This is a genomic window from Variovorax sp. S12S4 (assembly GCF_023195515.1).
GTDB lineage: Bacteria > Pseudomonadota > Gammaproteobacteria > Burkholderiales > Burkholderiaceae_C > Variovorax.
This window is the reverse complement of sequence record NZ_JALPKR020000002.1, coordinates 4,840,392-4,865,783: the sequence shown is the minus strand read 5'-3', so window position 1 is coordinate 4,865,783 and position 25,392 is coordinate 4,840,392. Positions and strand designations below refer to the sequence as shown.

General features: G+C 66.5%; 15 protein-coding genes and 3 pseudogenes. 10 read left to right on the top strand and 8 right to left on the bottom strand.

All coding sequences use genetic code 11. From position 1 onward, the window contains the following. Nucleotides 1–2: 2 nt before the first annotated feature. From M0765_RS23825 to M0765_RS23815, 3 genes and pseudogenes are all read left to right on the top strand, one after another. Entirely contained in the window at nucleotides 3–617 is a 615-nt protein-coding gene (locus M0765_RS23825) for a cytochrome b/b6 domain-containing protein (protein WP_258506269.1), read from the top strand. Then, nucleotides 614–1,350 (top strand): annotated as a pseudogene (locus M0765_RS23820) (molybdopterin-dependent oxidoreductase). Before M0765_RS23825 ends, M0765_RS23820 begins: the two are co-directional and overlap by 4 nt. Nucleotides 1,351–1,519: 169 nt before the next feature. Then, nucleotides 1,520–2,023 (top strand): nuclear transport factor 2 family protein, encoded by a 504-nt coding sequence (locus M0765_RS23815; RefSeq protein ID WP_258506266.1) that lies wholly within the window; start codon nucleotides 1,520–1,522, stop codon nucleotides 2,021–2,023. 78 nt (nucleotides 2,024–2,101) lie between these two features. On the opposite strand, the gene M0765_RS23810 is transcribed toward M0765_RS23815, so the two are convergent. Next, nucleotides 2,102–2,761, bottom strand: coding sequence for an FMN-binding negative transcriptional regulator (locus tag M0765_RS23810; RefSeq protein ID WP_258508423.1), 660 nt, complete (start codon nucleotides 2,759–2,761; stop codon nucleotides 2,102–2,104). A 56-nt stretch (nucleotides 2,762–2,817) separates the two neighbouring features. Between M0765_RS23810 and pdxR the strand changes: the two are divergent. Next, nucleotides 2,818–4,296 (top strand): annotated as a pseudogene (gene pdxR, locus M0765_RS23805) (MocR-like pyridoxine biosynthesis transcription factor PdxR). A 29-nt stretch (nucleotides 4,297–4,325) separates the two neighbouring features. Here the strand turns inward: pdxR and adeC are convergent. The 3 genes from adeC to M0765_RS23790 are packed head-to-tail and all read right to left on the bottom strand — an operon-like array spanning nucleotide 4,326 to nucleotide 10,120. Then, nucleotides 4,326–5,783, bottom strand: coding sequence for an AdeC/AdeK/OprM family multidrug efflux complex outer membrane factor (adeC, locus tag M0765_RS23800; protein WP_258506265.1), 1,458 nt, complete (start codon nucleotides 5,781–5,783; stop codon nucleotides 4,326–4,328). Between the two features lie 10 nt (nucleotides 5,784–5,793). Beyond that, the gene (locus tag M0765_RS23795) at nucleotides 5,794–8,943 is read right to left on the bottom strand and encodes an efflux RND transporter permease subunit (protein WP_258506264.1); all 3,150 of its coding nucleotides are present in this window, start codon (nucleotides 8,941–8,943) and stop codon (nucleotides 5,794–5,796) included. 13 nt (nucleotides 8,944–8,956) lie between these two features. Beyond that, complete coding sequence (locus M0765_RS23790; protein ID WP_258506262.1) at nucleotides 8,957–10,120, bottom strand: efflux RND transporter periplasmic adaptor subunit; 1,164 nt, start codon at nucleotides 10,118–10,120, stop codon at nucleotides 8,957–8,959. Nucleotides 10,121–10,313: 193 nt separating this feature from the next. On the opposite strand from M0765_RS23790, the gene M0765_RS23785 reads away from it, so the two are divergent. Together M0765_RS23785 and M0765_RS23780 are read left to right on the top strand one after the other, a co-directional pair. Further along, nucleotides 10,314–10,937, top strand: a complete 624-nt coding sequence (locus M0765_RS23785) for a TetR/AcrR family transcriptional regulator (protein ID WP_258506260.1) — start codon at nucleotides 10,314–10,316, stop codon at nucleotides 10,935–10,937. 366 nt (nucleotides 10,938–11,303) lie between these two features. After that, a complete protein-coding gene (locus M0765_RS23780) occupies nucleotides 11,304–12,674 on the top strand; it encodes a peroxidase family protein (protein WP_258506259.1) in 1,371 nt (456 codons plus the stop codon). On the opposite strand, the gene M0765_RS23775 is transcribed toward M0765_RS23780, so the two are convergent. Beyond that, the gene (locus tag M0765_RS23775; RefSeq protein WP_258506258.1) at nucleotides 12,607–13,587 is read right to left on the bottom strand and encodes a LysR family transcriptional regulator; all 981 of its coding nucleotides are present in this window, start codon (nucleotides 13,585–13,587) and stop codon (nucleotides 12,607–12,609) included. The two genes, M0765_RS23780 and M0765_RS23775, sit on opposite strands and share 68 nt — an antisense overlap. Nucleotides 13,588–13,700: 113 nt before the next feature. Here M0765_RS23775 and M0765_RS23770 point away from each other — a divergent pair, with 113 nt between their 5' ends. Then, on the top strand, nucleotides 13,701–14,579 hold the full coding sequence (locus M0765_RS23770) for an aldo/keto reductase family oxidoreductase (protein WP_258506257.1): 879 nt from the start codon (nucleotides 13,701–13,703) through the stop codon (nucleotides 14,577–14,579). 21 nt (nucleotides 14,580–14,600) lie between these two features. Here M0765_RS23770 and M0765_RS23765 read toward each other — a convergent pair whose 3' ends face one another. From M0765_RS23765 to M0765_RS23755, 3 genes are all read right to left on the bottom strand, one after another. Next, entirely contained in the window at nucleotides 14,601–15,149 is a 549-nt protein-coding gene (locus M0765_RS23765) for a hypothetical protein (RefSeq protein ID WP_258506256.1), read from the bottom strand. A gap of 68 nt (nucleotides 15,150–15,217) precedes the next feature. Next, nucleotides 15,218–17,599, bottom strand: coding sequence for a sensor domain-containing protein (locus M0765_RS23760; RefSeq protein ID WP_258508414.1), 2,382 nt, complete (start codon nucleotides 17,597–17,599; stop codon nucleotides 15,218–15,220). A 2-nt stretch (nucleotides 17,600–17,601) separates the two neighbouring features. Further along, nucleotides 17,602–18,447 (bottom strand): PAS domain-containing protein, encoded by an 846-nt coding sequence (locus tag M0765_RS23755; protein ID WP_258506255.1) that lies wholly within the window; start codon nucleotides 18,445–18,447, stop codon nucleotides 17,602–17,604. Nucleotides 18,448–18,682: 235 nt separating this feature from the next. Here M0765_RS23755 and M0765_RS29065 point away from each other — a divergent pair, with 235 nt between their 5' ends. From M0765_RS29065 to M0765_RS23740, 3 genes and pseudogenes are all read left to right on the top strand, one after another. Next, complete coding sequence (locus M0765_RS29065) at nucleotides 18,683–20,239, top strand: methyl-accepting chemotaxis protein (RefSeq protein WP_274708808.1); 1,557 nt, start codon at nucleotides 18,683–18,685, stop codon at nucleotides 20,237–20,239. Between the two features lie 95 nt (nucleotides 20,240–20,334). Further along, a pseudogene (locus M0765_RS29570) lies at nucleotides 20,335–20,451 on the top strand (ESPR-type extended signal peptide-containing protein); the annotation flags it as partial. Nucleotides 20,452–20,702: 251 nt separating this feature from the next. Further along, nucleotides 20,703–25,376, top strand: a complete 4,674-nt coding sequence (locus M0765_RS23740; RefSeq protein ID WP_258506253.1) for an autotransporter outer membrane beta-barrel domain-containing protein — start codon at nucleotides 20,703–20,705, stop codon at nucleotides 25,374–25,376. Nucleotides 25,377–25,392: the final 16 nt, after the last annotated feature.

Below are 25,392 nucleotides of genomic sequence, written 5' to 3'. Positions count from 1 at the left end.
CGATGAAGAGCAAGATGATTCATCCGCTGGCGGTGCGCGCCGCCCATTGGGTCAATGCGTTCGCCATGACCTGCATGCTGATGAGTGGTTGGACGATCTACAACGCGTCGCCGATCCTGTCCTTCCAGTTCCCGGCCTGGATGACGCTTGGGGGTTGGCTCGGTGGCGCCATTGCGTGGCACCTTGCGGCCATGTGGCTGCTCGTCGCGAACGGCCTGCTGTACTTGCTCTACGGCGTTGCCAGCGGTCATTTTCGTCGGGAGTTTTTTCCGATTCGCGCCAGCGAGTTGCTGCGCGACACAGGACGTGCGCTGGCGTTACGGCTCCCGCACGAAGCCGGCCGCTACAACGCGGTGCAGCGCTTCGCCTATGTCATCGTGCTGCTGCTTGGCGTGCTCGTCGTCGCATCGGGGGTGGCAATCTGGAAGCCTGTTCAGCTGGCATGGCTGGCCGGCCTTTTTGGTGGCTTTGATTTCGCGCGCAAGGTGCATTTCGCGGCAATGGCTGGCATCGTCGGCTTCATCGCGATCCATCTGCTGCTCGTCCTTCTCGTTCCGCGCACGCTGCTGCCGATGGTTATCGGACGTGCGCGGGCCTCTCACAGTACCGCACCATGATCAAACTCTCTGACCACAAGAAGCAGATCGCGAACCTCGAGCGGCGGCTTTTCTTGCGCTCGTCGCTGTCGATTGGCGCGCTCTCGATGCTGTCCGGCTGCAACCTGCAGGACAACGACCAGCTCGACAAGGCCCTGTGGGCGCTGTCCCGCTGGAACGACCGCGTGCAGGCCCGACTCTTCAGCGGCAGCCGCCTCGCGCCGACCTATGCGCCCAACCAGGTCACGATGCCGTTCCCGTTCAACGCGTTCTACCCAGAGTTCGATGCGCCCCAGGTCGACTTGTCGAACTGGCGGCTTGAAGTCTCCGGACTTGTCACTGACAAGACGGCTTGGACCGTAGAGCGCCTGCGTAGCTTGCCGCAAGCGCGGCAGATCACGCGCCATATTTGCATCGAGGGCTGGAGCGCCATCGGCGACTGGGGCGGCGTGCCGCTCAAGACATTCCTGCAGCGCATCGGCGCGGACACGACGGCGCGCTTCGTCGGCTTCAAATGCACCGACCGCTATCACTCGAGCCTCGACATGGCCAGCGCGCTGCACCCGCAAACGTTGCTTGCCCTTGACTTCGGGGACGAAGCGCTGCCGACGGCCAACGGTTTTCCCCTGCGGCTGAGTGTTCCGACCAAGCTCGGATTCAAGAGCGCGAAGCACGTCGCTGCGATCTTCGTGACCAACACGAATCCGGGGGTTATTGGGAAGATCAGGGATACAACTGGTTCAGCGGAATCTGACATCGGCAGCTGGTGACCGGCGATGCTGCTCCGCCGGTACAAGTTACGCGGTGCCCGGAGATCTTTCGAGAGGTTTTCAGAATCTCTTCATTGGCGTTTTTGAACACAAAGCCAGTGCTGATCGTCTATAACGGCTGCAGTCCAGCGCCCTCAACAACCGTCTCGAACCATGAAAAATCCTCTGTTCGCAGGTCTTCTCTTTGCGCTTGCCGCTATCTTGCCGCTCGCCGCGGCAGCACAGGTCCCGGTTCAGCCGGCCGCCGACCAGGAGGCGCTTCTCGCAAGCGCCGATCCGATGCTGCGGGCCAATAAGCGGCTGGTCTATGACTTCTGGCGCGAGGTCTTCGAGGCGGGCCAGGTGGCGCAGGCGGACAAGTACGTTGCCGAGTCCTACATCCAACACAACCCCAACGTGCCCACCGGCCGTGCGGCCATGGTGGGATTCGTCTCGCGACGGACCCCGACGCCTCTGCCGGTAGAAGCCCGCATCAAGGCGCCGCTGGTCTCGATCGTCGCCGAGCGCGACCTCGTGATCCTGAGCTTCGTGCGCGAGTACCCCGAGCCGCAGGACGCAACGCGCAAATACACGACCACCTGGTTCGACATGTTCCGCCTTGAAAACGGCAAGATCGTCGAACACTGGGACGGTGCCGTGAAGCCTGTGAAGCCCTGATCGCGAAAGCCGACGGACCGATGTGCGCAGGCGCTTTCTCTGCGCACACCTTCTCAGGGCCTTGATCGGCAGGCCTCCTCAGTTGGTTCCGCCAGCCCTTCGCATCAATGCCCCCAATTCCTCGTGCCCGCGCGCCTCGAGCGTGTCTGCGGCGCCGAGCCGGTCGCGCGCTTCCTTGTTCTGGCTGAGCTTGGACTTGCCCACCAGCGAGGTGATGGCAATCTCGATGCCCACGATGCTGCGCACCATGCTGTCGATGTATCCGGGTGCGGAGTCGCCCATCTTCCAGGGACTGGGTTCGTCCGCCTCGTGGCGCCGCGTCAGGCGCGCGATGATGCGGCGCGCGAAGCGCTCGTCGTCATGCACGGTGAGTACGCCGTGCGCGTGCACCACTTCGTAGTTCCAGGTCGGCACCTGGCGGTGCGCCTCGTGCTTGGACGGGTACCAGCTGGGTGAGATGTAGGCCTGGGCGCCGCCGAAGACGACCATCACGGGAGTTCCCGTGGGGCAGCGCTGCCACAGCGGGTTGGCGCGAGCGACATGCGCCGACAGCAAGCCATAGGTTCCGGCCTCGGGATCGAACTCGAAGGGGAGGTGATCGGCATCCAGGCCGGTGCTCCCATGCGTGACCAACGCGCCCAGCGGATGCTCGCGGATGATGCGCTGGAGTTCCTCTGGTCTTGATTCGGCAAAGTGCGGGGGATGTACATCGGGGCAGGGTGGAAGTGGTGTGGGCAGGCAGAACTGTCGCGTGAAACCGGCACAATGAGAAGGTCCAGTTCCGCTCCTTTTGCATGGACCAGTTTCATATGCCGCCAAGCCCAGGTGCCCGTGCAAGAAGAGCCGGCCGCCACATCTACGATCTCCTGCGTTCGCAGATCGCCGACGGCACGCTCTCCGCCGGCGCACAGGTGCCGTCCACGCGTGCCTTGGCGGCCGACCTGGGGGTGTCGCGCACCACGGTCACCGCCGCCTACGAGCAGCTCGCAGCCGAGGGCTTCCTTGCCACGTCTGTCGGTCGCGTCGCCCGCGTTGCAAGTCCGCTGGCTGCGCCCGCATCGCCCGACGCGCAGCCGAAACGGCAAAGCACGAGTGCGCCGACCCTTTCGGACTTTGGCCGTCGCGTGTCGGCAGCCGACATGCCCGGGCTTGCGCCTGCAGAACCTTGCCGCATCGATTTTCTCTATGGCGCGGTGGCGACGCGCGATTTTCCGGCGCTCGCCTGGCGGCGTGCCTACCAGGCCGAACTGCTGCGCCACCAACGCAGGCTCTCCTACGCTGCGCCCGAAGGCGAGGCATCGCTGAGACGCTCGCTGCAGGGCTACCTCCGGCGCGCGCGGGGCCTGGCCTGCGATGCAGAGCAGATTCTTGTAGTGCATGGCTCACAGCAGGCCATCGACCTTTGTGCGCGCTTGCTGCTGAATGCCGGCGACGCTTTCGTGTTCGAGGAGCCCGGCTACCTGATGGCGCGCCGGTGCTTCGAGGCCACGGGCGCCGAGGCCTTGGCAATACCGGTGGACGCCCAGGGCCTGAACACCGCCATGCTGCCGAACGACGAGCGCACCCGCCTGGCCTACGTGACGCCCTCGCACCAGTTTCCGTTGGGGGCGTGCTGCCCATCGGCCGGCGCCTGGAGCTGCTCCGTTGGGCGCGAACGCACCGCGCCTGGGTGATCGAGGACGACTACGACGGGGAGTTTCGCTACGGCCAGCGTCCGATCGACGCGCTGCAGTCCATAGACACCGATGGCCACGCGATCTACATAGGCACCTTCTCCAAGGCGCTGTCGCCGCAGCTCCGGCTGGGCTACCTGGTGCTGCCGCCCGAACTGGTGCCGGTGTTCAGGCAGGCCAAGCGGCTGGCCGACCGCCACGCGCCCGTGCTGGAGCAGCGTGTGCTGGCGTCGCTGATCGACAGCGGTGCCTACGAGCGCCACGTGCGGCGCACGCGCCGTGCGCACGAGCGCCGCCGGGCGGCACTGCTCGATGCCATGGCACGCCACCTGCCTTCCAGCGCCACGGTCATCGGCGCCGCGGCCGGGTTGCATGTGGTGCTCTGGCTGCCGTTCCTGCGGCCGCAGGACGAGCCCCCACTGGTGGCGGCAGTGCGCGCCAAGGGCGTGGGGGTCTACGCGGTGTCGCCGTTGTTTGCGGGGCCGCCGCTGCGCGCAACCGCGACCGGCCGGACTGATCCTGGGTTACGCCAGCCTGTCGGTCGAGGAGATCGATCAGGGGATGCGTGTTCTGGCTGACGTGATCGCCGAGCGGGTGTGAGGCCGCTCGGCTGATTGCAGCGCCTTCACTCACGAGGTCTTGCCCGAAGGCTGGGCGGCCACCGGAGTGTCCGTGGTCTCGCTCCAGCCGCCCCCCAGCGTCTTGTAGAAGGTCACGAGGTTGGTCAGGCGCGACAGGCGAGTACCGATCAGGTTCTGCTGGGCGGTGTAGAGCGAGCGCTGCGAATCGAGCACGCTCAGGTAGCTGTCCACGCCGCGCTGAAAGCGCGCCTGCGAGAGCCGGTAGCTGTCCGATGTGGCATTCACCAGCGACTCTTGCGCGTCGAGCTGGCGCCCGAGTGTGCCGCGTTGCGCCAGGGCATCCGAAACCTCGCGGAATGCCGTCTGGATGGCCTTCTCGTACTGTGCCACCGAGATGTCGCGGCTCACCGTGGCGATCTTGAGGTTGGCGCGGTTGGCTCCGCCGTTGAAGATAGGCAGCGTGACCTGCGGCGCAAAGCTCCAGCTGCCCGAGCCGCCCTTGAATAGGCCGGAGAGCTCGCCGCTCGATGTGCCGGCCGATGCGGTGAGGCTGATGCGCGGATAGAAGGCCGCACGCGCCGCGCCGATGTAGGCATTGGCGGCCTTGAGGTCGCGTTCGGCCTGCAGGATGTCGGGGCGGCGCTGCAGCAGTTCCGAGGGCAGCCCGGGCGGTATGGCGGCCAGCGGGCTCGCCGCTGCTTCCGTCGTGTCGGGCAGGGCTTTCGGCAGCAGGTCTTCCGGCACCTCGGCGCCCACGAGCAGCGTCAGCGCATTGCGGTCTTGCGCCACCTGTGCGGTGTAGCGCTCGACGTCCACGCGCGCGGCGTCGACGCTGGTCTGCGCCTGGCTCAGCGTGAGCGCCGATGCCGCACCCAGCTCGAAGCTGCGCTGGTTGAGGCGGTACGAATCGCTCTGGCTCTGGAGCGTGTGGTGCGCAAGCTTCAGCCGGTCCTGGTCGGCGGCCAGCGTGAGATAGCTGGTCGCCACCTCGGCCACGAGCGTGATCTGCGTGCTGCGCCTCGCCTCGGCCGTGGAAAGAAACTGCTGCAGCGCCTGCGCGCTCAGGCTTCGCACGCGGCCGAACAGGTCGATCTCGTAGGAGCTGAATCCGAGCGATGCGCTGTATTGGTGAGCCGTGAGCGCCGCGCCGGTGGACGACAGGTCCGCCGGGGTGCGGCTGCCGCTGCCGCCCGCGCTGGCGTTGACGGTGGGAAAAAGCGCCGCGTCCTGCACCCGGTACTGGGCCCGGGCCTTCTCGATGTTCAGCACCGCCACGCGCAGGTCGCGGTTGTTGGCAAGGCTCATCTCTATCACGCGCTGCAGCGAGCGGTCGGTGAACACATCTCGCCAGCCCAGGTCTGCGACGGGCGTGGTTGCCGGATTACCGCTCGAATCGCCGGCGAACTTGCCGGGCACGGGCGCCGCGGGCTGCTGGTAGGCGGGCATCAGGCTGCAGCCGGCCATCAGGGCGGCCAGTGCGAGCGGGGTGAAGCGAAGGAGTTTCATTGCAGACATTTCAGGATGCGGCCGCGGCCGGTTGCACGGGCAGGGCGGCCGGAGCGGCGCCGCCCTTGAACAGGCTGCGCACCACCACGAAGAAAAGAGGCACGAAGAAAATCGCGAGGACGGTACCGGACAGCATGCCGCCGATCACGGCGGTGCCCAGCGCATGCTGCGCGCCGGCTCCGGCGCCGCTTCCCAGCACCAGCGGCAGCACGCCGAGGATGAAGGCCAGCGAGGTCATGAGAATGGGGCGCAGGCGAAGCCGCGCTGCTTCCAGTGCCGACTCGACCAGCCCTTTGCCCTGTGCGTGCAGGTCCTTCGCAAACTCGACGATCAGGATGGCGTTCTTCGATGCAAGGCCGATCGTGGTGAGCAGGCCCACCTGGAAATAGACGTCGTTCATCTTCCAGGTCAGGATCGCGCCGACCAGCGCGCCCAGCACGCCGAGCGGCACCACCATGATCACGGAGAACGGAATCGCCCAGCTCTCGTAGAGCGCCGCCAGGCAGAGGAACACGATCAGGATGGACAGCGCGTACAAAAGGCCGGTCTGGCCGCTCGAGGCCTTCTCCTGGCGCGACAGGCCGGTCCATTCGTAGCCGATGCCCGCGGGCAGCTTGGCCACCGCCTCTTCGACGATGGCCAGCGCCTCGCCGCTGGAGGCACTGCCCGGCATTGCCATGCCCAGGATCTCGACGGAGGGAACCCCGTTGTAGCGCTCCAGGCGCGGCGAGCCCGAGCTCCAGCCCGCCTTGGCGAACGAGGTGAAGGGCACCATCGTTCCGGCGCTGTTGCGCACGTACCAGCGGTCGATGTCCTCGGGCAGCATGCGGTACTGCGCGTCGGCCTGCAGCATCACCTTCTTCACGCGGCCCTTGTCGATGAAGTCGTTGACGTAGCTGCTGCCCCATGCGGCCGAGAAGGTGTCGTTGATGTCGGCCATCGAAAGCCCTTGGGCCTGCGCCTTGTGCGGATCGATCTCGAGCCTGAATTCGGGCGTGTCCTCCATCCCGTTGGGACGCACGGCCACCAGGCGCTTGTCGTTGCCCAGCGTGGCGAGCAGCTGGTTGCGCGCCTGCATCAGGGCTTCATGCCCGAGGTTGGCGCGGTCCTGCAGCATCAGGTCGAAGCCGGTTGCGTTGCCGAGCTCCGCCACGGCCGGCGGTGCAAAGGCAAACACCTTGGCATCGCGAATGGTGTTGAAGAAGGCGCCGGCCTTCGCCGCCACGCCCGTCACGCTCAGTGCTTCGCCCTTGCGCTCGTCCCAGGGCTTGAGCTTGATGAAGGCGAAACCGGTGTTCTGCCCGCTGCCTGCAAAGCTGAAGCCCGCCACAGTGAAGATGCCCGAGACCGCATCCTTCTGGTCGACCAGGAAGTGCTGCTCCACCTGGCGGATGACTTCTTCGGTGCGCGCATTGGTCGCGCCCGGCGGCAACTGCACCAGCCCGAACATCGTGCCCTGGTCCTCGTCCGGCAGAAAGCCCACAGGCAGTTTCATGAAGCCGAAAACCACCGCCGCCAGCAAGACCGCGTACAGCACCATATAGCGCCAGCCCTTGCCCATCATGTGCCGCACGATGCCCTGGTAGCGGCCGTTTCCGCGGTCGAAGCTGCGGTTGAACCAGCCGAAGAAGCCGGTGCTCGCCATGGCATGGCCCTTGGGCACCGGCTTGAGCAGCGTGGCGCACAGGGCCGGCGTGAGCACCAGCGCCACCAGCACCGACAGCGTCATCGCCGAGACGATGGTGATGGAGAACTGCCGGTAGATCACGCCCGTGGAGCCGCCGAAGAAAGCCATCGGCACGAACACCGCCGCCAGCACCAGGGCCACGCCGACCAGCGCGCCGGTGATCTGGCCCATCGACTTTCGCGTCGCCTCTTTCGGCGAAAGGCCTTCCTCCGTCATCACGCGCTCGACGTTTTCCACCACCACGATGGCATCGTCGACCAGCAGGCCGATGGCAAGCACCATCGCGAACATGGTGAGCGTGTTGATGGTGAAGCCGAAGGCCGCCAGCACGCCGAAGGTGCCCAGCAGCACCACCGGCACCGCGATGGTCGGGATCAGCGTGGCGCGGAAGTTCTGGAGAAAGAGGTACATCACCAGGAACACCAGCACGATGGCTTCCACCAGCGTCTTGATCACTTCTTCGATGGAAATGCGCACGAACGGCGTGGTGTCGTAGGGCTTTTGCACCTTCATGCCCTGCGGAAAGAACTTCTCGAGTTCGGCCACGCGGGCGTCCACCGCCTTGACCGTGTCGAGCGCATTCGCGCCGGCCGCCAGCTTGATGGCCAAGCCCGCGGCCGGCTTGCCGTTGTAGCGGCCGACCGTGTTGTACGACTCGCTGCCCAGCTCGATGCGGGCCACATCGCGCAAGCGCACCTGTGCGCCATTGGTCTGCGTGCGCAGGAGGATGTCCTCGAACTCCTGCGCGGTCTTCAGGCGCGTCTGCGAGGTGATGGTCGCGTTGAGCTGCTGGCTGCCGGCCGCCGGCATGCCGCCGAGCTGGCCGGCCGACACCTGGGCGTTCTGCGCCTGGACCGCCGTCTTCACGTCCAGCGGCGTGAGACTGAAGTTGGCGAGCTTGTTCGGGTCGAGCCAGATGCGCATGGCGTATTGCGAACCGAAGAGGGTGGTGTCGCCCACGCCCTCGACGCGGCTGATGGCGTCCTGCACGTTGGCGGCCACGTAGTCCGACAGGTCGGAGCCGTTCATGCTGCCGTCTTCCGAGGTGAAGGCCAGCACGTTCAGGAAGTTGGTGGCCGACTTAGTGACCGTGACGCCTTGCTGCTGTACCTCCTGCGGCAGCAGCGGCGTGGCCAGCGAGAGCTTGTTCTGCACCTGCACCTGCGCGGTGTCGGGATCGGTGCCGTTCTCGAAGGTAAGCGTGATGGTGACCGAGCCCGACGACTCGCTGGTCGAGGCCATGTAGCTCAGCCGGTCCAGCCCCTTCATCTTCTGTTCGATGATCTGGGTGACGGTGTCTTCCAGCGTCTTGGCGGAAGCGCCGGGGTAGTTGGCGGTGATTGCGACGGCGGGCGGCGCAATGCTCGGGTACTGCGCAATCGGCAGCGTGGCAATGGACATGACGCCGCCCAGCATCACGATGATGGCGAGAACCCAGGCGAAGATGGGGCGGTCGATGAAGAAGCGTGCCATGGCGTTCTCTCGATCAGTTCGCCGCGCCGGCGGATGCCGACCGGGTGGCCTTCGCCGTTTCGGTGCCGCTCCTGGAGCCGGGGCTCCATTGCACCGTTTTCACTTCCACGCCCGCCGCGGCGCGCTGCTGGCCGTCCACCACCAGCTTGTCGCCGGCCGCGAGGCCGCTCTTCACCAGCCACTGGTCGCCAACGGCCCGTTCCGTCTCGAGCATGCGCCGCTGCAGCTTGTTCTGCGCGTCCACCACATAGGCTGTCGGCTTGCCGGTGCTGTCGCGCGACACCGCCTGCTGCGGCACCATGAGCGCCTGCTCCTTCACGCCTTCCTGCAGTACGGCGCGCACATACATGCCGGGCAGCAGGTCGGCAGCGGGGTTGGGAAACACCGCGCGCAGCGTGATGGCGCCGGTGTTCTGGTCCACCGTGACATCCGAGAACTCGAGCTTGCCTTCGATCGGATACGCACTGCCGTCTTCGAGCAGCAGCCGCACCCGTGCGGCATTGGCGCCGCTCTTTTGCAGATCGCCGCGCGCCATTGCCTGCTTGAGCTGGAGCACCGCGGCGCTGGGCTGCGTGAGGTCGACGTAGATCGGGTCGAGCTGCTGGATGGTGGCCAGTGCGGTCGACTGGCTCGCCGTGACCAGCGCGCCGGGCGTGACGCTCGATTTGCCGATGCGGCCGGAGATCGGTGCGTCGATGCGTGCATAGGCGAGGTTGATGCGGCTCGTTTCCACATTGGCCTTGGCCGCGGCAACGTCGGCCTCGCCTTGCTGCAGCGAGGCAGCCGCGTCGTCGTAGTCCTGCTGGCTCACCGCCTTGATGGCAACCAGTTCCTTGTAGCGCTCGGCCTTGAGACGCGTGGTGCCGAGGCTGGCCTGCGCCTTGGCGAGCGCGGCAACGTTGCTGTCGTAGGTGGCCTTGTACGTGGCGGGGTCGATCTGGTAGAGCGCCTCTCCGGCCTTCACGTCGCTTCCTTCGCGGAACTTGCGGGCTTTCACGATGCCGCCGACCTGCGGGCGCACGTCGGCGATGAGAAAGGGCACGGTGCGCCCGGGTAGCTCCGTTGTGATGGCCACGCGCTGCGGCTGCACCGTGACGATGCCGACCTCGGGCGTGCCCGGCGCCGGAGGCGGGCCGCCTGGCGGCTTGCCGCAAGCGACCAGCAGGAAAGTGGACACGATGGCCGCGGCAAAGGTCAGGCCATAGGTGAGAGGGGGCGCATCGCGATTCTCCTGGGGAAGGGCCGGGCGCTATGGCCGGCCGTTGGTTGAACGAACATAAATAGACAGTGCTGTACTGAAATGTATTTTGACTTCGAGAGCTTTGTCAATCAATAATGATCACCTGTGTATAGAAATAAAGAGAGACGCGATGCGAGTCAAGACGGAAGCCAAGCGCGATGCCATCGTCCAGGTGGCATCGGAAGTCTTCAGGGAACTGGGGTTCGAGGGGGCCTCGATGGTGGAAATTGCCGCTCGCGTGGGCGGTTCGAGGGCAACGCTCTACGGGTACTTCAAGTCGAAGGAGGAACTGTTCGTTGCCGTGATCCACGCCTCGGCGAAGATTCACTTCGAGCCGATCTTCACGGCACTGGCCGAGGAGGGCGACGAAGACCTGGAGCGCGTGCTGCAGCGTTTCGGCGAGAAGGTCCTGGCCGTGATGTGTTCGCAAGAAGTCATCCAGGCGCACCGGGCCGTGATTGCCGAATCGGGCCGCAGCGACATCGGGCGGCTTTTCTATGAAGGCGGCCCCAAGAAGGGCGTTGCCGAGCTGGCGGGTTTTCTCGAGCGGCAAATGCGCAAGGGCCGCCTGCGAAATGCCGACCCCATCACGGCCGCGAACCACCTGATGGCGCTGCTGGACTCGGAAACTGTCAAGCCCAGCCTTCTTGGTATTCAGGGGCCGTTCACCCGCCGCGAACTGCGAGAGGCAACACGCCGCGCGTTGCAGGTGTTCCTGGGCGGCTATGCATCTATCGGCAAGCCTGAAGGATGAGCGTGCATCGCGGCCCGCGGGGCATATAGCCCCCGATCGAGCAATCCGGGTCTAGCGCAACCGGTCTAGCGCAAGCTGTCTACGGCGAGCTGTCTACCGCGAGCAGCGTATATGAATCTTTCGAGTGCTCCGTAGGATGCAAATCCGCTTCGATCATGTTGCTCGAAGCTCAACTTGGAGCAAGGAAGCCATCATGTCCGAAGAAATCGGTGTCAATCCCAAGCACGGCCGTGCCGGCCGCCATCCCACCAAAGCCACTCTGGATGCGCTCGCAGGGCATGGCGATCCTGGCATGTTCGGCAGGATGTTCCCCGGCTCGCGCCACTCTCGGTTGCCGACGACAAGTTGCGAGCCCTCGCCGATGCAATGCTCGATGCCGGTCCGGCTGGTGGCGGAAACAACCCGCGAGTGCCGGCAGGGTTCACCTACCTGGGCCAGTTCGTCGATCACGACATCACGCTGGACCTGACCTCCATCGGCGACAAGCTGGAAGACCCGACCGCGGTGGAGAATTTCAGAACGCCCGCGCTGGACCTGGACTCGATCTATGGGCGCGGTCCGGACGGCAGTCCGCACCTCTATGCCCGCGGCCCCAACAACGGACCCAGCGCGAAGCTGCTGATCGGCAAGACCACACTCGGCTTTCAACAGAACGCGGCCGACATCCCCGGCGTGTTCCCCAACGACCTTCCGCGAAGCCCCGAGGGCCAAGCGCTGATCGGCGACCATCGCAACGACGAGAACCTGTTGGTCGCGCAGACCCACCTGGCTTTCATGAAGTTCCACAACAAGGTGGTCGATCTGCTGGCGGCCTCGCCGACGGCGCCTGCGCCCGCCGAGCTCTTCTTCGAGGCCCGGCGCGAGGTGACCTGGCACTATCAATGGCTCGTCCTGCACGACTTCGTGGAACGGCTCACCGAGGATGGCATCGTGGCTCGCATCCTCAACGAGGGCCGCCAGTTCTATCGCTTCAAGAAGACGCCCTACATGCCGGTGGAGTTCTCCGGTGCGGCCTACCGGCTCGGGCACAGCATGGTCCGGGAGGTCTACAGCCACAACAGGGTCTTCACTCCGGGCGGGCTCGCGCCCGCTTCGCTGGGACTGCTGTTCGCGTTCTCCGGCCTTTCCGGGGGCATCGTGGGTGACCTGGCGCCCGATCCGCTCACCGCGCCAACTCCGATAAGCAAGCTTGCGAGCAACTGGATCATCGACTGGCGGCGCTTCTACGATTTCGGCAACAACCCGCCAGGGGTCACGCTCAATCAGGCGCGCAGCATCGATCCTTTCATCGTGAAGGCGCTGCACACCTTGCCCGGCGGTGCCAGCCTCCCGTTCCTGAACCTGAAGCGCGGCGTGATGCTCGGGCTGCCCTCTGGCCAGTCGGTGGCACGGGCGATGGAAGTGACCAATCCCCTGACAAGCGCCGAGATCTCGTCCGGCACGGACGGCGCCGTGGCCAAGGCACAGGGACTGCATGAGCAGACGCCCCTGTGGTACTACATCCTCAAGGAAGCGTCGGTCAGAGAGGGCGGCGAGCGATTGGGGCCTGTGGGCGCGCGCATCGTGGCGGAGGTCTTCATCGGTTTGGTCCACGGCGATCATGAGTCCTATCTCTGGAAGAAGGGCCCTGCGTGGACGCCGACCCTTCCTTCGCGCACGCCCGGGACTTTTACGATGGTCGACCTGCTGCAGTTCGTAGGCGACGTGAGTCCCATCGACGGCGTGACTCAAGTCTGATTGGAGTCTCGGCGACCCGGCGCGCGCTGTATGAAGTCCACAAAGCCCTTAGCGGCGCCGGCAGCAACCGGCGGCCTGGGTAGTAGAGGAACGGGCCGGAGAAGCGCAGCCACCAGGGCTCGAGCACTGGCTCGAGCGCACCGCTGTCGAGGTGCGGCCGCAGCCAGTCTTCGAACAGGTAGACCACGCCGGCACCGGCCAGCGCCGCATCGACCGAGAGATCTGCCGCTGCGCCGATCCGCACGGTCAACTGCCCGGTCACGTCGACGCGCAAGGTTTCGCCGTCGCGCTCGAACTCCCACGGCGGCGTCGACCCGCTGGCGAAACGCCCGCGCAAGCAGTTGTGGCCCAGCAGGTCGCGCGGATGTTCCGGCCGGCCATGGCGGTCGAGGTAGGAGGGGGCTGCCGCCACTGCAAAGCGCTGGAAGCGCGGGCCGATCGGCACGGCGACCATGTCCTGCTCGAGCCGCTCGTCATAGCGGATGCCGGCGTCGCAACCGGCGGCCAGCACGTCGACGAAGCCGTCTTCCGCAATCACTTCGAGAGAGATGTCCGGATAGGCGGCAAGGAAGCGCGGCACGATCGATGGCAGCACGAGCCGCGAGGCGCTGATCGGCACGTTCAGCTTGAGCGTGCCCGCGGGCCGGTCGCGAAAACCGTTCACCACGTCGAGCGCCGCCTCCACCTCGGTGAGCGCGGGCCTCAGCCGCTCGAGCAGGCGTTCTCCCGCCTCCGTCGGCCGCACGCTGCGGGTTGTGCGGTGGAGCAGGCGCACGCCGAGTTGAGCTTCCAGCCGGCGCACCGCCTCGCTCAAGGCCGATGCGCTGCCACCGCTCAGGCGCGCGCCGTCGCGAAAGCCCTTGGCGCCCGCCACTGCCACGAAGGCGTTGAGATCCTCGAGATCGACTTTCATTGTTCTGAATCCTGCACAGCCCGTGCCGATTATGGCGACTTATCAAACAGAGACGGGCTGCCTAGACTGGCTTCACGACTCCATCTACCTCTTCAACCTCAGGAAAAAACATCATGTCCAGCATGCAGACCCCCAGCACCTACACCCTCGGCGACCGCACAGTCCACCGGCTCGGCTACGGCGCCATGCAGCTCGCCGGCCCCGGCGTCTTCGGCCCGCCGAAAGATCGCGAGGCGGCCCTGGCCGTGCTGCGCAACGCGGTCACTAGCGGCGTCGATCACATCGACACCAGCGACTTCTACGGCCCGCACATCACCAACCAGCTCATCCGCGAGGCACTCGCGCCCTATGCGAAGGACCTCGTCATCGTCACCAAGATTGGAGCGCGGCGCTCCGACACGGGCGCCTGGCTGCCCGCGTTTTCGCCCGAGGAGCTGACGCAGGCGGTGCACGACAACCTGCGCAATCTCGGGCTGGACGTGCTGGACGTGGTGAACCTGCGCATCATGTTCGACGTGCACGGTCCGGCCGAAGGCTCGATCGAAGCGCCGCTCGCGGCATTGGCAGAGCTTCAGCGCCAAGGCCTTGTGCGCCACATCGGCCTGAGCAACGTGACGCCGGCACAGGTCGCGGAGGGGCGCAGCATCTGCCGCGTCGCCTGCGTGCAGAACCAGTACAACCTCGTGCATCGCAACGACGATGCGCTGATCGACGACCTGGCACGCGACGGCATTCCGTACGTTCCGTTTTTTCCGCTCGGCGGCTTTACGCCGCTGCAGTCTGCAGGGCTTTCGGACGTGGCACAGCGACTTGGCGCCACGCCGATGCAGGTGGCGCTGGCGTGGCTCCTGCGGCGCTCGCCCAACATCCTGCTGATTCCAGGCACCTCGTCAGTTGGGCACCTGCGTGAAAACCTGGCCGCCGGAAAGCTGGAATTGCCGGCCGATGCGATCGAAGCGCTGGACCGCGTGGCTGCTCCGGTTGTCGGGTGAGGGGTTGTTTGGGTTTACCCCTCAGAACCACCCGAAATAGCGGGCGCCAAGCGTGAGAGGAGCTCCCAGGAACACGAACAGGCCGATGATCTTGGTCATGAAGAAGAGCGGCTCGCCTCGCTTGACGCGGCTCCATTCGCCCTTGAGTACAGCCTGGGCCGTCGCGACAAGTGCCGCTTCTTCCTTCTGGCAGGCCGCAAGGTCGATGGGACTCATGTCCATGAGCTTTTCGAGCGCATTGACGTGGCCGATCAACTTCGCATTGTTTTCTTCTGACGGGTTCAGCCGAAGGAGGATGCTGGTCTTGGCGACGGTGATCCCCACGAAGTGATCCTTTGCCGCGTCGTAAAGCTCACTCCGGGCCGGGTAGCCGACTGCCGCAGCACCCCGGATCGCGTTGGCGTGCGCAATCAGCTGCGAGATCTCGGAGCGCAGCCCGTCGATCCATGCCTGACGGAACTCCGAAGTCTTCTGGTCCTTGCTGAACACAGACCCGAGAAAGCTCATGCCTCCAGCAATGGTGGCTGCAAGGACTGCGCCGACGGCTTGGGGTGAGAACTCGATGGGCATGCGGCGAGTATGTTCGGTGGTTTGCAGAATTGTGCCCGCACGGCCGATTCGCGAAAGTGGTGCTTCAGTCAATTCCTGCGCGAGGCAATGACACCGTGTACCTGCGAGGCCGGAACCGGCCGAGCGAACAGATACCCCTGCGCCTCGTCGAAGCCTTCCTGCCGGATGGTCTGCAGCTGCGCCTCGGTTTCGACACCCTCCACAGTGGTGGCGATGCCAAGGCTCGTGCCGATGCCGGCCACAGCCCGGATGATTGCGAGCGACTTCCTGTCGGGCAGGTCGGCGATGAAGCTGCGGTCCACCTTGATCTTGTCGAAGGGAAAGCTGCGCAGATAGCCCAGCGATGAGTACCCGGTCCCGAAATCGTCCATCGCGATCTTCACGCCCAGTTGCCGGATCTGCTGCAGGGTGCGCAGGTTCTGGTCGTCGCTGCCGAGCAGCACCGACTCGGTGATCTCGAGCTGCAGGCGCGAAGGGGAGAGCGCCGACGCATCGAGCGCGTTCCTGATCACCTCGATCAGGTTGCCGGCGCCGAACTGGACCGGCGAGAGGTTCACCGCCACACCGATGCCATCGGGCCAGGTGGCGGCCTCGCGGCAGGCCTCGCCAAGGACCCATTCGCCAAGTTCGACGATCAGCCCAGTCTCCTCCGCAATCGGAATGAAGTCGGCCGGCGAGATCATTCCCCGGTCCGGGTGGCGCCAACGCACCAGCGCTTCGAAGCTGGTGCAGCGGTTGGAGACAAGGCTCACGAGCGCCTGGAAGTGGACCTCGAACTCCCCGTGGGCGAGCGCCTCGCGCATCGAGAGCTTCAAGGCCTGGCGCGTCTGCAGGTGGACGTCCATGCTCTTGGCGTACCTCTGGAGGCTTCTACCGCCGGCGGCCTTCGCGCGGTGGAGTGCCACGGCGGAGGCACGCTTGATCTCGTCGACGGTACTGCCGTCTTCGGGCGCCACGGCGATGCCGACGCTGGCCCCAATGCTCACCTTGTTTCCCTCCAGGTCGAAGGGCCCGAGCAGGATGCCCATGAGGCGGCGTGCGATCTCGATTGCCGCGTCGGAATGCGGCAGCCCGAAGCAGCCGATCACAAACTCGTCCGCGCCGAGTCGCGCAAGCGTGTGCTGCTCATCACCGGCGAGGCCGAGACGCAGGCGTTGCGCGACCTTCTGCAACAGGACGTCGCCCGCGGGATGGCCGTAAGCATCGTTCACGGACTTGAAACCATCGAGGTCCAGTGTCAGCACGGCCACCAAAGTCCCGGTGCCGGCCGCATCGTTCAAGTGCCGCTCCAGCGTCTCGCGGAATGCCAAACGGTTGGGGAGGCCGGTAAGAACGTCGTGGCGGGCCATGTGGGAGACCTGGCTCTGGGCCTGGACGCGCTCCTGCTCGGCCTTGCGGCGTGCGGTGGTGTCGCGGAAGAAGATCGACAGGCCCTCCTCGGTGGGCGAGGCATGGACCTCGAGCCACACCTGCGTCGCCGGTACGAATTCCTCGAACGACACGGCCTTGTTGCCCGCGGTCGCCTGCCGAAAGTAGTCGCCGAAGAGGCTTTCCACCTCGGCGGGGAAGAGGTCCCACAGCCTTGTGTTCATGGCCTCTTCGCCGAGCTGCAGGAACCGGCGGGCGTTCTCGTTCATGTACGTGATGCGCCATGCATCGTCGACAACCAGCACGCAGTCCATCGTGTTTTCGAGAACGGCAGAGAGCCGCGTCGCCGCACGTTCGGCCTGCTGCTGCGCCACCACGGCATCGTTGCGCGCCGCCTTGGCCTCGGTGATGTCGCGCCAGATGCTCACCATCCGGATCGGCACGCCCGATGCGTCCAGCACGGGTGCACCGATGACGTCGAGCCATCGGTGCACGCCCTGTGCGTCGATGGCGTCCACCTCCAGCCTGGACGTGCCGCCGGCGCGCACCACGTCGAACATGGCGCTGAGTTTGCGAAGCCGCCCTTCGGGAAAGACTGTCTCGAGCACCTCGCGGTTTGCGAGTTCCGAGACGTCGAGCCCGATCATCCGCCGCGCCGCCTTGTTCATCAGCAGCGTATTGCCCGACAGGTCGAGCATGCTGATGCAATCGGGGCTGCTGTCGAAGATGCTCCGAATGGAGGCTTCGCTCTCGCGCAGTGCGGACTCCGCCAGGCGTCGCTCGGTGACGTCGAGTATCGAGCCGGCATAGCCGAGGAGTCCGCCGTCAGGCGCGAGCCGGGGCGCGCCTGTGTCGATGACCCAGGCCCAGCTGCCATCGGCCCGGCGCAGCCTGTACTCGAGCTGGACCGGAACCCTCTGCGCTGTTTTCGTCCTGAACAGCTCCAGCACCGAGGCGCGGTCTTCGGGATGGATGGCGCGGCTCCAGCCCGAGCCCAGCGACTCGGTTTCGGTCTGGCCCGTTACCTCGAGCCATAGCCGGCTGTGGTAGGTCGCGTCGCCCTTCTGATCCGTGAGCCACATCATCACGGGCACGCTGTCGGCGATGAGACGGAACAGCGACTCGCTCTCGCGCAGCGCTTCGATCGCGATTCGATGCTGATGAACGTCCTCGAGCAGCCCGTACCAGCGCACGATGGCATGGTTCTCGTCGCGACGGGGGCGGCCCGAGCCCTGAACCATCGGTACCGTCCGTCTGCAGCGCTCAGCACCCTGTATTCGGCATCGAAGGGAACGCCGCGGACCACCGAGTCGATCCATTGCGTTCTGACGCGTTCGAGATCGTCGGCGTGCAAGGCGCATTCCCAGCCCGAGCCCAGCGTCTTCTCGATCGAATTGCCGGTGAGAGTCGGCCAGCCCGGTCCAACCTCGGTGATTGCGCCGGTCGCATCGGCGGTCCAGGTGATCTGCGGGTGCAGTTCGACGAACGAGCGGTAGTGCGCCTCGCTGGCCCGCAGCACCCGCTCGGCGGTGCGCAATTCGGTCACGTCGGAGATAACCACCACGAGCAGCTTGCCGCCGGAATCCGCCAGATCGACCGCTTGCTTGAGCGTGACCAGGGTTCTGGTCGATCCGTCCTCCGTGGTGATTTCTTCTTCGAAACTGCGGCTTTCTCCGCTCGCGAGAATCTGGAGATCGACCGCCCTGATTCGATCGGCCTCCACGCGCGGAAGGAAATCCCGGTCCGTCTTTCCGCGTGCGCGATCGAGCGACACGTTGAGCAGCTCGCAGGCCCGCCGGTTGAGATGCACAAACCGCGAGGCCTCGTCCTTGACGATGACCGCTTGCCCGACCGCATCGAGGATCGCGGCCACCGGAACCCACGGATCCGGCAGATCGCCAGGCTGCTGTACTGCACGGGGCTGACCCATGTCGATGTCTCCTGTCTGGATGCTCACAGGCTTGCCATCGTAGCCCGTAGCGCGCGTCAGCCAATGGTGCGAACTGAACGAGCGTTCGACCTACATCTCACCGCGGGCCTTCAACTTTCGGCTTAGTTGCCGATAACCAGATGTGGCCGGCCCTGGGACCCCAGCGCCCGGAGTCCCGCTCCCGACCGGACAGCCCCTCATTTGCGAAAGAAAGAGTTCCATGCACTTGCGAGATATGAAAATCGGCGTCCGCCTCAGCGGAGGCTTTGCCGCCATTTTGTTGCTGATGATGCTGGTTTCCGGCGTCGCCCTGATCCGGCTGAATGCCGTGGCTCATTCGGCCCGCGTGATGGTCGACGAAGCGCTGGTCAAGGAGCGCGTTGCAAACCGGTGGGCCAACCTGCTCGGCCCGAGCATCGTTCACTCCTTCGGCATGGCCAAGGCCACCGACAGCGCGAATGAAGCCTATTTCAAGAAGAACCTGACCGAGGGGGTGGCGTCGATCAACCCGGTCCAGGAGGAGATGGGCAAGCTGCTTGTCACGCCGGAAGAGAAGAAGTCGTTCGACGAGGTGGTCGAGGCGCGCAAGAAGGTGCTGGCCCACCTGGCGACGATCAACAAGCTCAAGGCGGCCGGCGACAGCGAAGCGGCCGGCAAGCTGGCCGACACGGAATACCAGGCGGCGCTTCAGGTCTATGGCAAGGCCGTGCAGCAAATCGCAGAAAACCAGCGCGTGCAGATCGACGCGAAAGCCCGCGAAATCCAGCAGATTCATCGCAGCAGCCGCTGGATCGTGATCTGCCTGTCCGCCGTTGCGCTGCTGGCGGGTGCGTTGTGCGCGTGGCGGCTCACCGTGGGAATCGTGCGCCCGATGCGCGATGCACTCGGACTGGCAGAACGGGTGGCGGCAGGTGACCTGACGACCCGGATCGTCTCCAGCACACGCGACGAGGTCGGCCAGTTGCTGGCGGCACTCAAGTCGATGAACGACAACCTTTCGAAGGTGGTCGGCGAAGTGCGCCAAGGCACCGACACGATTGCCACCGCGTCGGGCCAGATCGCGTCCGGCAACCAGGACTTGTCGTCGCGCACCGAGCAGCAGGCAAGTTCACTCCAGCAAACCGCCGCCTCCATGGAAGAGTTGACCTCTACCGTCAAGCAGAACGCGGACAACGCGCGTCAGGCCAACCAGCTCGCGGCCTCGGCGTCTGAAGTGGCGGTGCGCGGCGGCAGCGTCGTGAACGAGGTGGTCGACACGATGGGATCGATCAACTCATCCTCGCGCAAGATCGTGGACATCATCGCGGTGATCGATGGCATCGCGTTCCAGACCAACATCCTGGCGCTGAACGCCGCAGTGGAGGCGGCACGCGCCGGCGAGCAGGGCAGGGGCTTCGCGGTGGTGGCGGCAGAGGTGCGCAACCTCGCGCAGCGCTCGGCCGCGGCGGCCAAGGAAGTCAAGGGCTTGATCGACGACTCCGTGGGCAAGGTCGAGGCCGGCAGCCAGAAGGTGGCTGAAGCGGGCCAGACGATGGATGAAATCGTCGCGAGCGTGCGCCGGGTGACCGACATCATGGGCGAGATCGCCGCCGCCAGCCAGGAGCAGACGACCGGCATCGAGCAGATCAACCAGGCCATCACACAAATGGACCAGGTCACCCAGCAGAACGCCGCCCTTGTGGAAGAAGCCGCGGCCGCAGCCGCCTCGCTGCAGGACCAGGCGGGCAACCTGTCTCAGTTGGTGGGTGTCTTCAGGTTGGACGAGGGGCGGCGAGAACTGGCGCCCGCCTGAGCTCCAGCTCTTTACAAACAACAATAACTGTATCTATTAACAGAAAGTGTTGCTTCTTGTATCCTTCGCGGCGATTTTGACTAGTGATAGCCGCAATGAACAGTTCTTTTCTCAGCCGCTGGAATGAAGCGCTGCAGGCATGGGTCGCCGTGCCTGAAATTTCCCGTATCCATGGCAAGGCGAGAAGCGCGGCGGCGGGCCAACCCCTTGCCGCTGCTTCAGCCCCGGCACGCCGACGGTTTCGCTGGAGCGCCGTGATGAGCGTGGTCGCCGCGCTGGGTGCGGCGCCTGCCACGGCGCAAAACCTGTTGATCGGCACCGCGGGTGAGGCGGGGACGGCTGTCGGCATTGGTGGCAGCGGAGGCGCGGGGGCATCGGCGGCGGCGGCGGCGGGGGCAGCGGAGGAGGCGGCGCTGGCGGCGGAGGGGGCGGGTACGGCGCCGGCGGCGGTGCGGCGGGCTTTGTGTACGGCTCCAACAGCGGCGGGGCCGGTGGCGCGGCCGCGGACGGAGCCGGCGCCAACGCCGGGTCCGACTCGGCCGGGCTGGGCGGCGCCGGAAACAACGGCGGCAGCGCGGGCGCCGATGGTGTGCAGGGCCCGACAGGTCCGTTCGACGCAAAGGTCGGCGGGAGCGCAGCCACTGGCGTGGCCACAGGCGCCCTGGACGGCGGCGTAAGCCGTGCAAGTTTCACGGCCGACGCCACGGTGAACGGTGCTCTCGGCATAGGCGGCGGAGGTGGCGGCGGCGGCGGGGCGAGCGGCACGGCCGCCGGCGGCGCCGGCACCAGCGGCGGCGCGGGTGAACTCACGATCGCAGCCGGGACCACCACCGTGACCGGTGCCGTCCTGGTGGGCGGATCGGGCGGCGGCGCAGGCGGTGGCAGCGGCAATGCCGCGGGCGGTAGCGGGGGCGCGGGCGGCGATGGCCGGCTGAACCTGAACGGCGGCACCCTGGTGGCGGGCAGCATTGTCGTGGGCGGCAGTGCCGGCGGGAACGGCTCTGCCGGCGCCGCGCCGGGCGGGCAGGGCGGGGCAGGCACGCTGACGTTCAGCGCTGGCGGCCTCAGCGTGGCCGGCGGCGTCACGGTGCGCGGCAGCGGGCTCGTCGAGTTCCAGCCGGCCGCGGGCAAGCAGCTTTCGGCCGGCTTCGCCATCTCGGGCGAAGGCGGGGTCCTGCAATCGGGCGGCGGGACGACCGTGATGACCGGCGACAACACCTACACCGGCGGCACGACCATCAGCGCCGGGACGCTGCAGATCGGTGCGGGCGGCACCAGCGGCAGCATCGTGGGCAATGTCGTCAACGACGGCACGCTGGTGTTCAACCGTTCCGACGCATCGAGCTTCGGCGGAGTCATCAGCGGCAGCGGCAGCCTGCGCCAGGCCGGCAGCGGTACGCTCGAACTCACGGGCGTCAACACCTATGCGGGAGGCACCGCAATCAGCGGCGGCACTCTGCGCGTGGCCGGCGACGGCGCACTGGGCATTGCGACGGGCACGCTGAGCCTGAGTGGCGGCGGCATGCTCCAAAGCACGGGCGCCTTCACGAGCGTGCGCGACGTGACGCTCGAGGGCGCCGGGAGCATCGCCAGCGCGGGTGACCTGACCATGAGCGGCATCTTCACCGGCAGCGGGTCGCTCGCTGTGCAGGCGGGTGCGAGCGCCATCACGCTCACCAACGCGGCCAATGATTTCGGCGGCATCGTGAGCCTGGGCGGCGGCACCACGCAAATCAACGACAGCAACGCGCTCACGCTGGGCACGCTGGCCACCGGTGACCTCACCGTCACCAGCCACGGAAACCTCAACCTCGGACAGGGTTCCGCATCGTCCATCGATGCCCGCAGCAACGGCGGCCAGGTCGCGCAGTCGGGTGCGCTTTCCGTACTTGGCGCTTTTTCCGTGGACGCCGGGGCGGGCGATGTCGTACTCGACCGGGCGGACAACGACTTCAGGGGTGCCGTGTCGCTGCGCGGGTCGAGCATCTCCGTGGCCTCGAGCGGCGATCTCTCCGTGTCCACACTGGCCAATGGCACGCACGGGGCGGTCAGCCTCGTGGCCGGCGGCGTGCTGAGTCTTCCCGGAACAGCCATCGACACAGGTTCGGCCGGGCTTGCACTCGCGTCGAACGGCGGAGCGCTCGATGTTGCGAGCAGCCTTCGCGGCGGCAACGTTTCGCTGGCCGGGCGCGACGGCATCTCCCTGGCGGCCGATGTGAGCGCGGCGAATGTCCTGAACGTCTCGAGCAAGGCCAGCGTGTTGCAGAGAGCGGGCGTTGTGACGGCGGGCACGCTGACCGGCAGCGTGGACGGCGACGCGACGCTGAGCGGTTCCAACCTGATCGGCGCTGTTGGCAACTTCAGCGTTGGCGGAGCGCTCAGCCTGCGCAACCAGCAGGGCCTGGCGGTCACGGGCAATGTCGCCGCCGGAAGCGTTGCGCTCGACGTGGCGCAAGGCGTGGTGGTCACCGGCTCCCTCGAAGCGACGGGCAAGGGCGCGTCGATTTCCCTCGCGGGCGGCACGCGCTTGCAGGTCGGCGATGGCGCCGCAAACGGCGTGCTGACGGGCAATGTCCACAACGAGGGCACGCTCGCGTTCAACCGTTCCGACGTCGTGAGCTTTGCGGGCGCGATCGACGGCAAGGGCGCGCTGGTGCAGCAGGGCACTGGCACGCTGGTGCTCACCGGTGCCAACAGCTACAGCGGGGGCACGGTGGTGAAGGCGGGCGTGCTGCAGGGCACGACCGACAGCCTCCAGGGCGACATCGCCAACGACGCGACGGTCACCTTCGACCAGGGCGCGGCCGGCAGGAAGGGCACCTACGCCGGCACCATGACGGGCACCGGCAGCCTGCGCAAGATCGGGGATGGCGAACTCGAGCTTGCGGCGGTCAACACCTACAGCGGCGGCACGCGAATCGACGGCGGCACGCTCTCCGCAAGCGTGACCGGTGCGCTGGGCAGCGGGCCGGTGTCGGTGGCAAGTGGCGCGGCGCTGCTCTTTCGCGGCGCGGCCGACATGGGGAGCGTGACGCTTGCCACGCAGGCCGGCGGCATGATCGATTTCACCGACAGCGTGACGGCGCCGAACGCCACCATCGTCAACCACGCCGGTGGCGCCGTTCGGCTGAGCCAGCTCACGGCGAACGGAACGTCCATCGGCGCCATCTCGGGTCCGGGGCAAGTGCTGCTGGGTTCGAAAACGCTGACCACCGGAACACTCGACACCGACGCCGAGATCTCGGGCGTGGTCTCCGGCGTTGGCGGTTCGCTGGTGAAAAGAGGCGTCGGCACTCTCACCCTGTCGGGCGCCAACACCTACACGGGCGGCACGGCGCTGCACCAGGGCCGCCTGAACGTCGGCCACAACCAGGCGCTGGGCACCGGCGTGCTCGCGATGGACGACGACACCACGCTCGGCTTTGCGGCCGACGGCCTCTCCATTGCCAACCCCATCCTGCTGACCGGCAACAACGACCCGGTCATCGACACCGGCGCTTTCTCCGGCACCCTGGCGGGTGCCATCACGGGCGGCGGCTTCATCACCAAGGAGGGCACCGGCACGCTCACGCTGTCCGGCGCCAACACCTACACGGGCGCGACACAGGTGGCCCGGGGCACATTGAGAGCAGGCGCACCGAACACGCTGAGCGCGGTGTCGGGGCACAGCGTTGCGGCTGGGGCAACGCTGGATCTCGCCGGCTTCGACCAGGCCGTCGCGTCGCTCGCCAACGACGGCACGGTATCGCTGGCCGGTGGAACCCCCGGCGCCGTGCTGACGGTCACCGGCGGCTACGTTGGCCACAACGGTGTGCTGCGGCTTGGCACCGCGCTGAGCGCAGATGGCCCCTCCGACCGGCTGGTGCTTGACGGCGGCGCGGCCAGCGGCCGTACGCAGGTGCAGATCGCCAGTGTGGGCGGGCTCGGCGCGCTCACGAGCGGCAATGGCATCGAGGTGATCAGCGCCCGCAACGGCGCCACCACGACGGCCCAGACCACCAAGGATGCCTTCTCGCTGGCCGGCGGCCACGTCGATGCGGGCGCCTATGAATACCGCCTGTATGCGGCCGATGCCAACGGCGCCGGCGAAAACTGGTTTCTGCGTTCGAGCATCGCTTCTCCCGCGGGGCCCGGTGCGCCGGGCGTGCCTGCGACCGTGACCACCTATCGCGCGGAGGCATCGCTCTACGCCGCCCTGGCGGGCCAGCTGCGCCAGGGCAATCTTGCAATGCTCGGCGATCTGCGCAAGCGTGTGGGCGACGACGAAGGCGCGAAGGCCGACGCGACGACACCGGACCATTCTCTTGGCCGCCGTGCCTGGGCCCGCGTGCTTTCCACCGACCTCGACATCCGGCAGGGCGGGGTGGTGTCGCCGACCAGCAAGGGCCGCCTCACAGGCTTTCAGGCCGGCACGGACCTGCTCTCGATGCGCCACTGGCGTGCCGGGATCTACGTCGGCCAGCTGGACGGCGACGCGCGCGTGAACGGCTTTGCGAGCGGCATACCGGGCCTTGCAGTGGGCCGCAACGACCTGCGCAGCCAGTACGTGGGCGCCTATGGCACCTACACAGGCGAGAGCGGCTTCTACGCCGATGCGGTGGTGCAGTCGGGCCGGCACCGCTACACAGCCGAGCCGCTGCCGGGCGGCGGGGTGGGCGGCAAAGGCAACAGCCTGGTGGGGTCGGTCGAGGTGGGGCGGTCCTTCCCGGTGGGGGCCGGCGGCTGGCGCATCGAGCCGCAACTGCAGCTCGTTCATCAGCACATGGATCTGAGCAACGCGGCCATTACCGGCGCGGTGGTGCAGCCGCAGGCCGACAGCGGATGGCTGGCCCGAGCGGGCGTGCGAGTGAAGGGCGAGATCGGCACCGGCCTCGGCACCTTTCAGCCTTACGGCCGGTTCAACGTCTACAAGGCTTCCAGCGGCGCGGATGTTACGCGTTTCGTCAATGGTGCAAGCCGGACCGATATCGCGGCACCGACCGGCGGCACCAGCACCGAACTCGCAGGCGGCTTCACACTGGCGCTGGGCTCATCGACCACGTTCTACGGCGAGTTGGGCAAGCTCTGGGCCTCGGGCGGAAGTGCCAAGGTGAAGAGCTCGGTCAATGGATCGGTCGGCGTACGGGTGAAGTGGTAGCGAAGGCCCTGCGCAA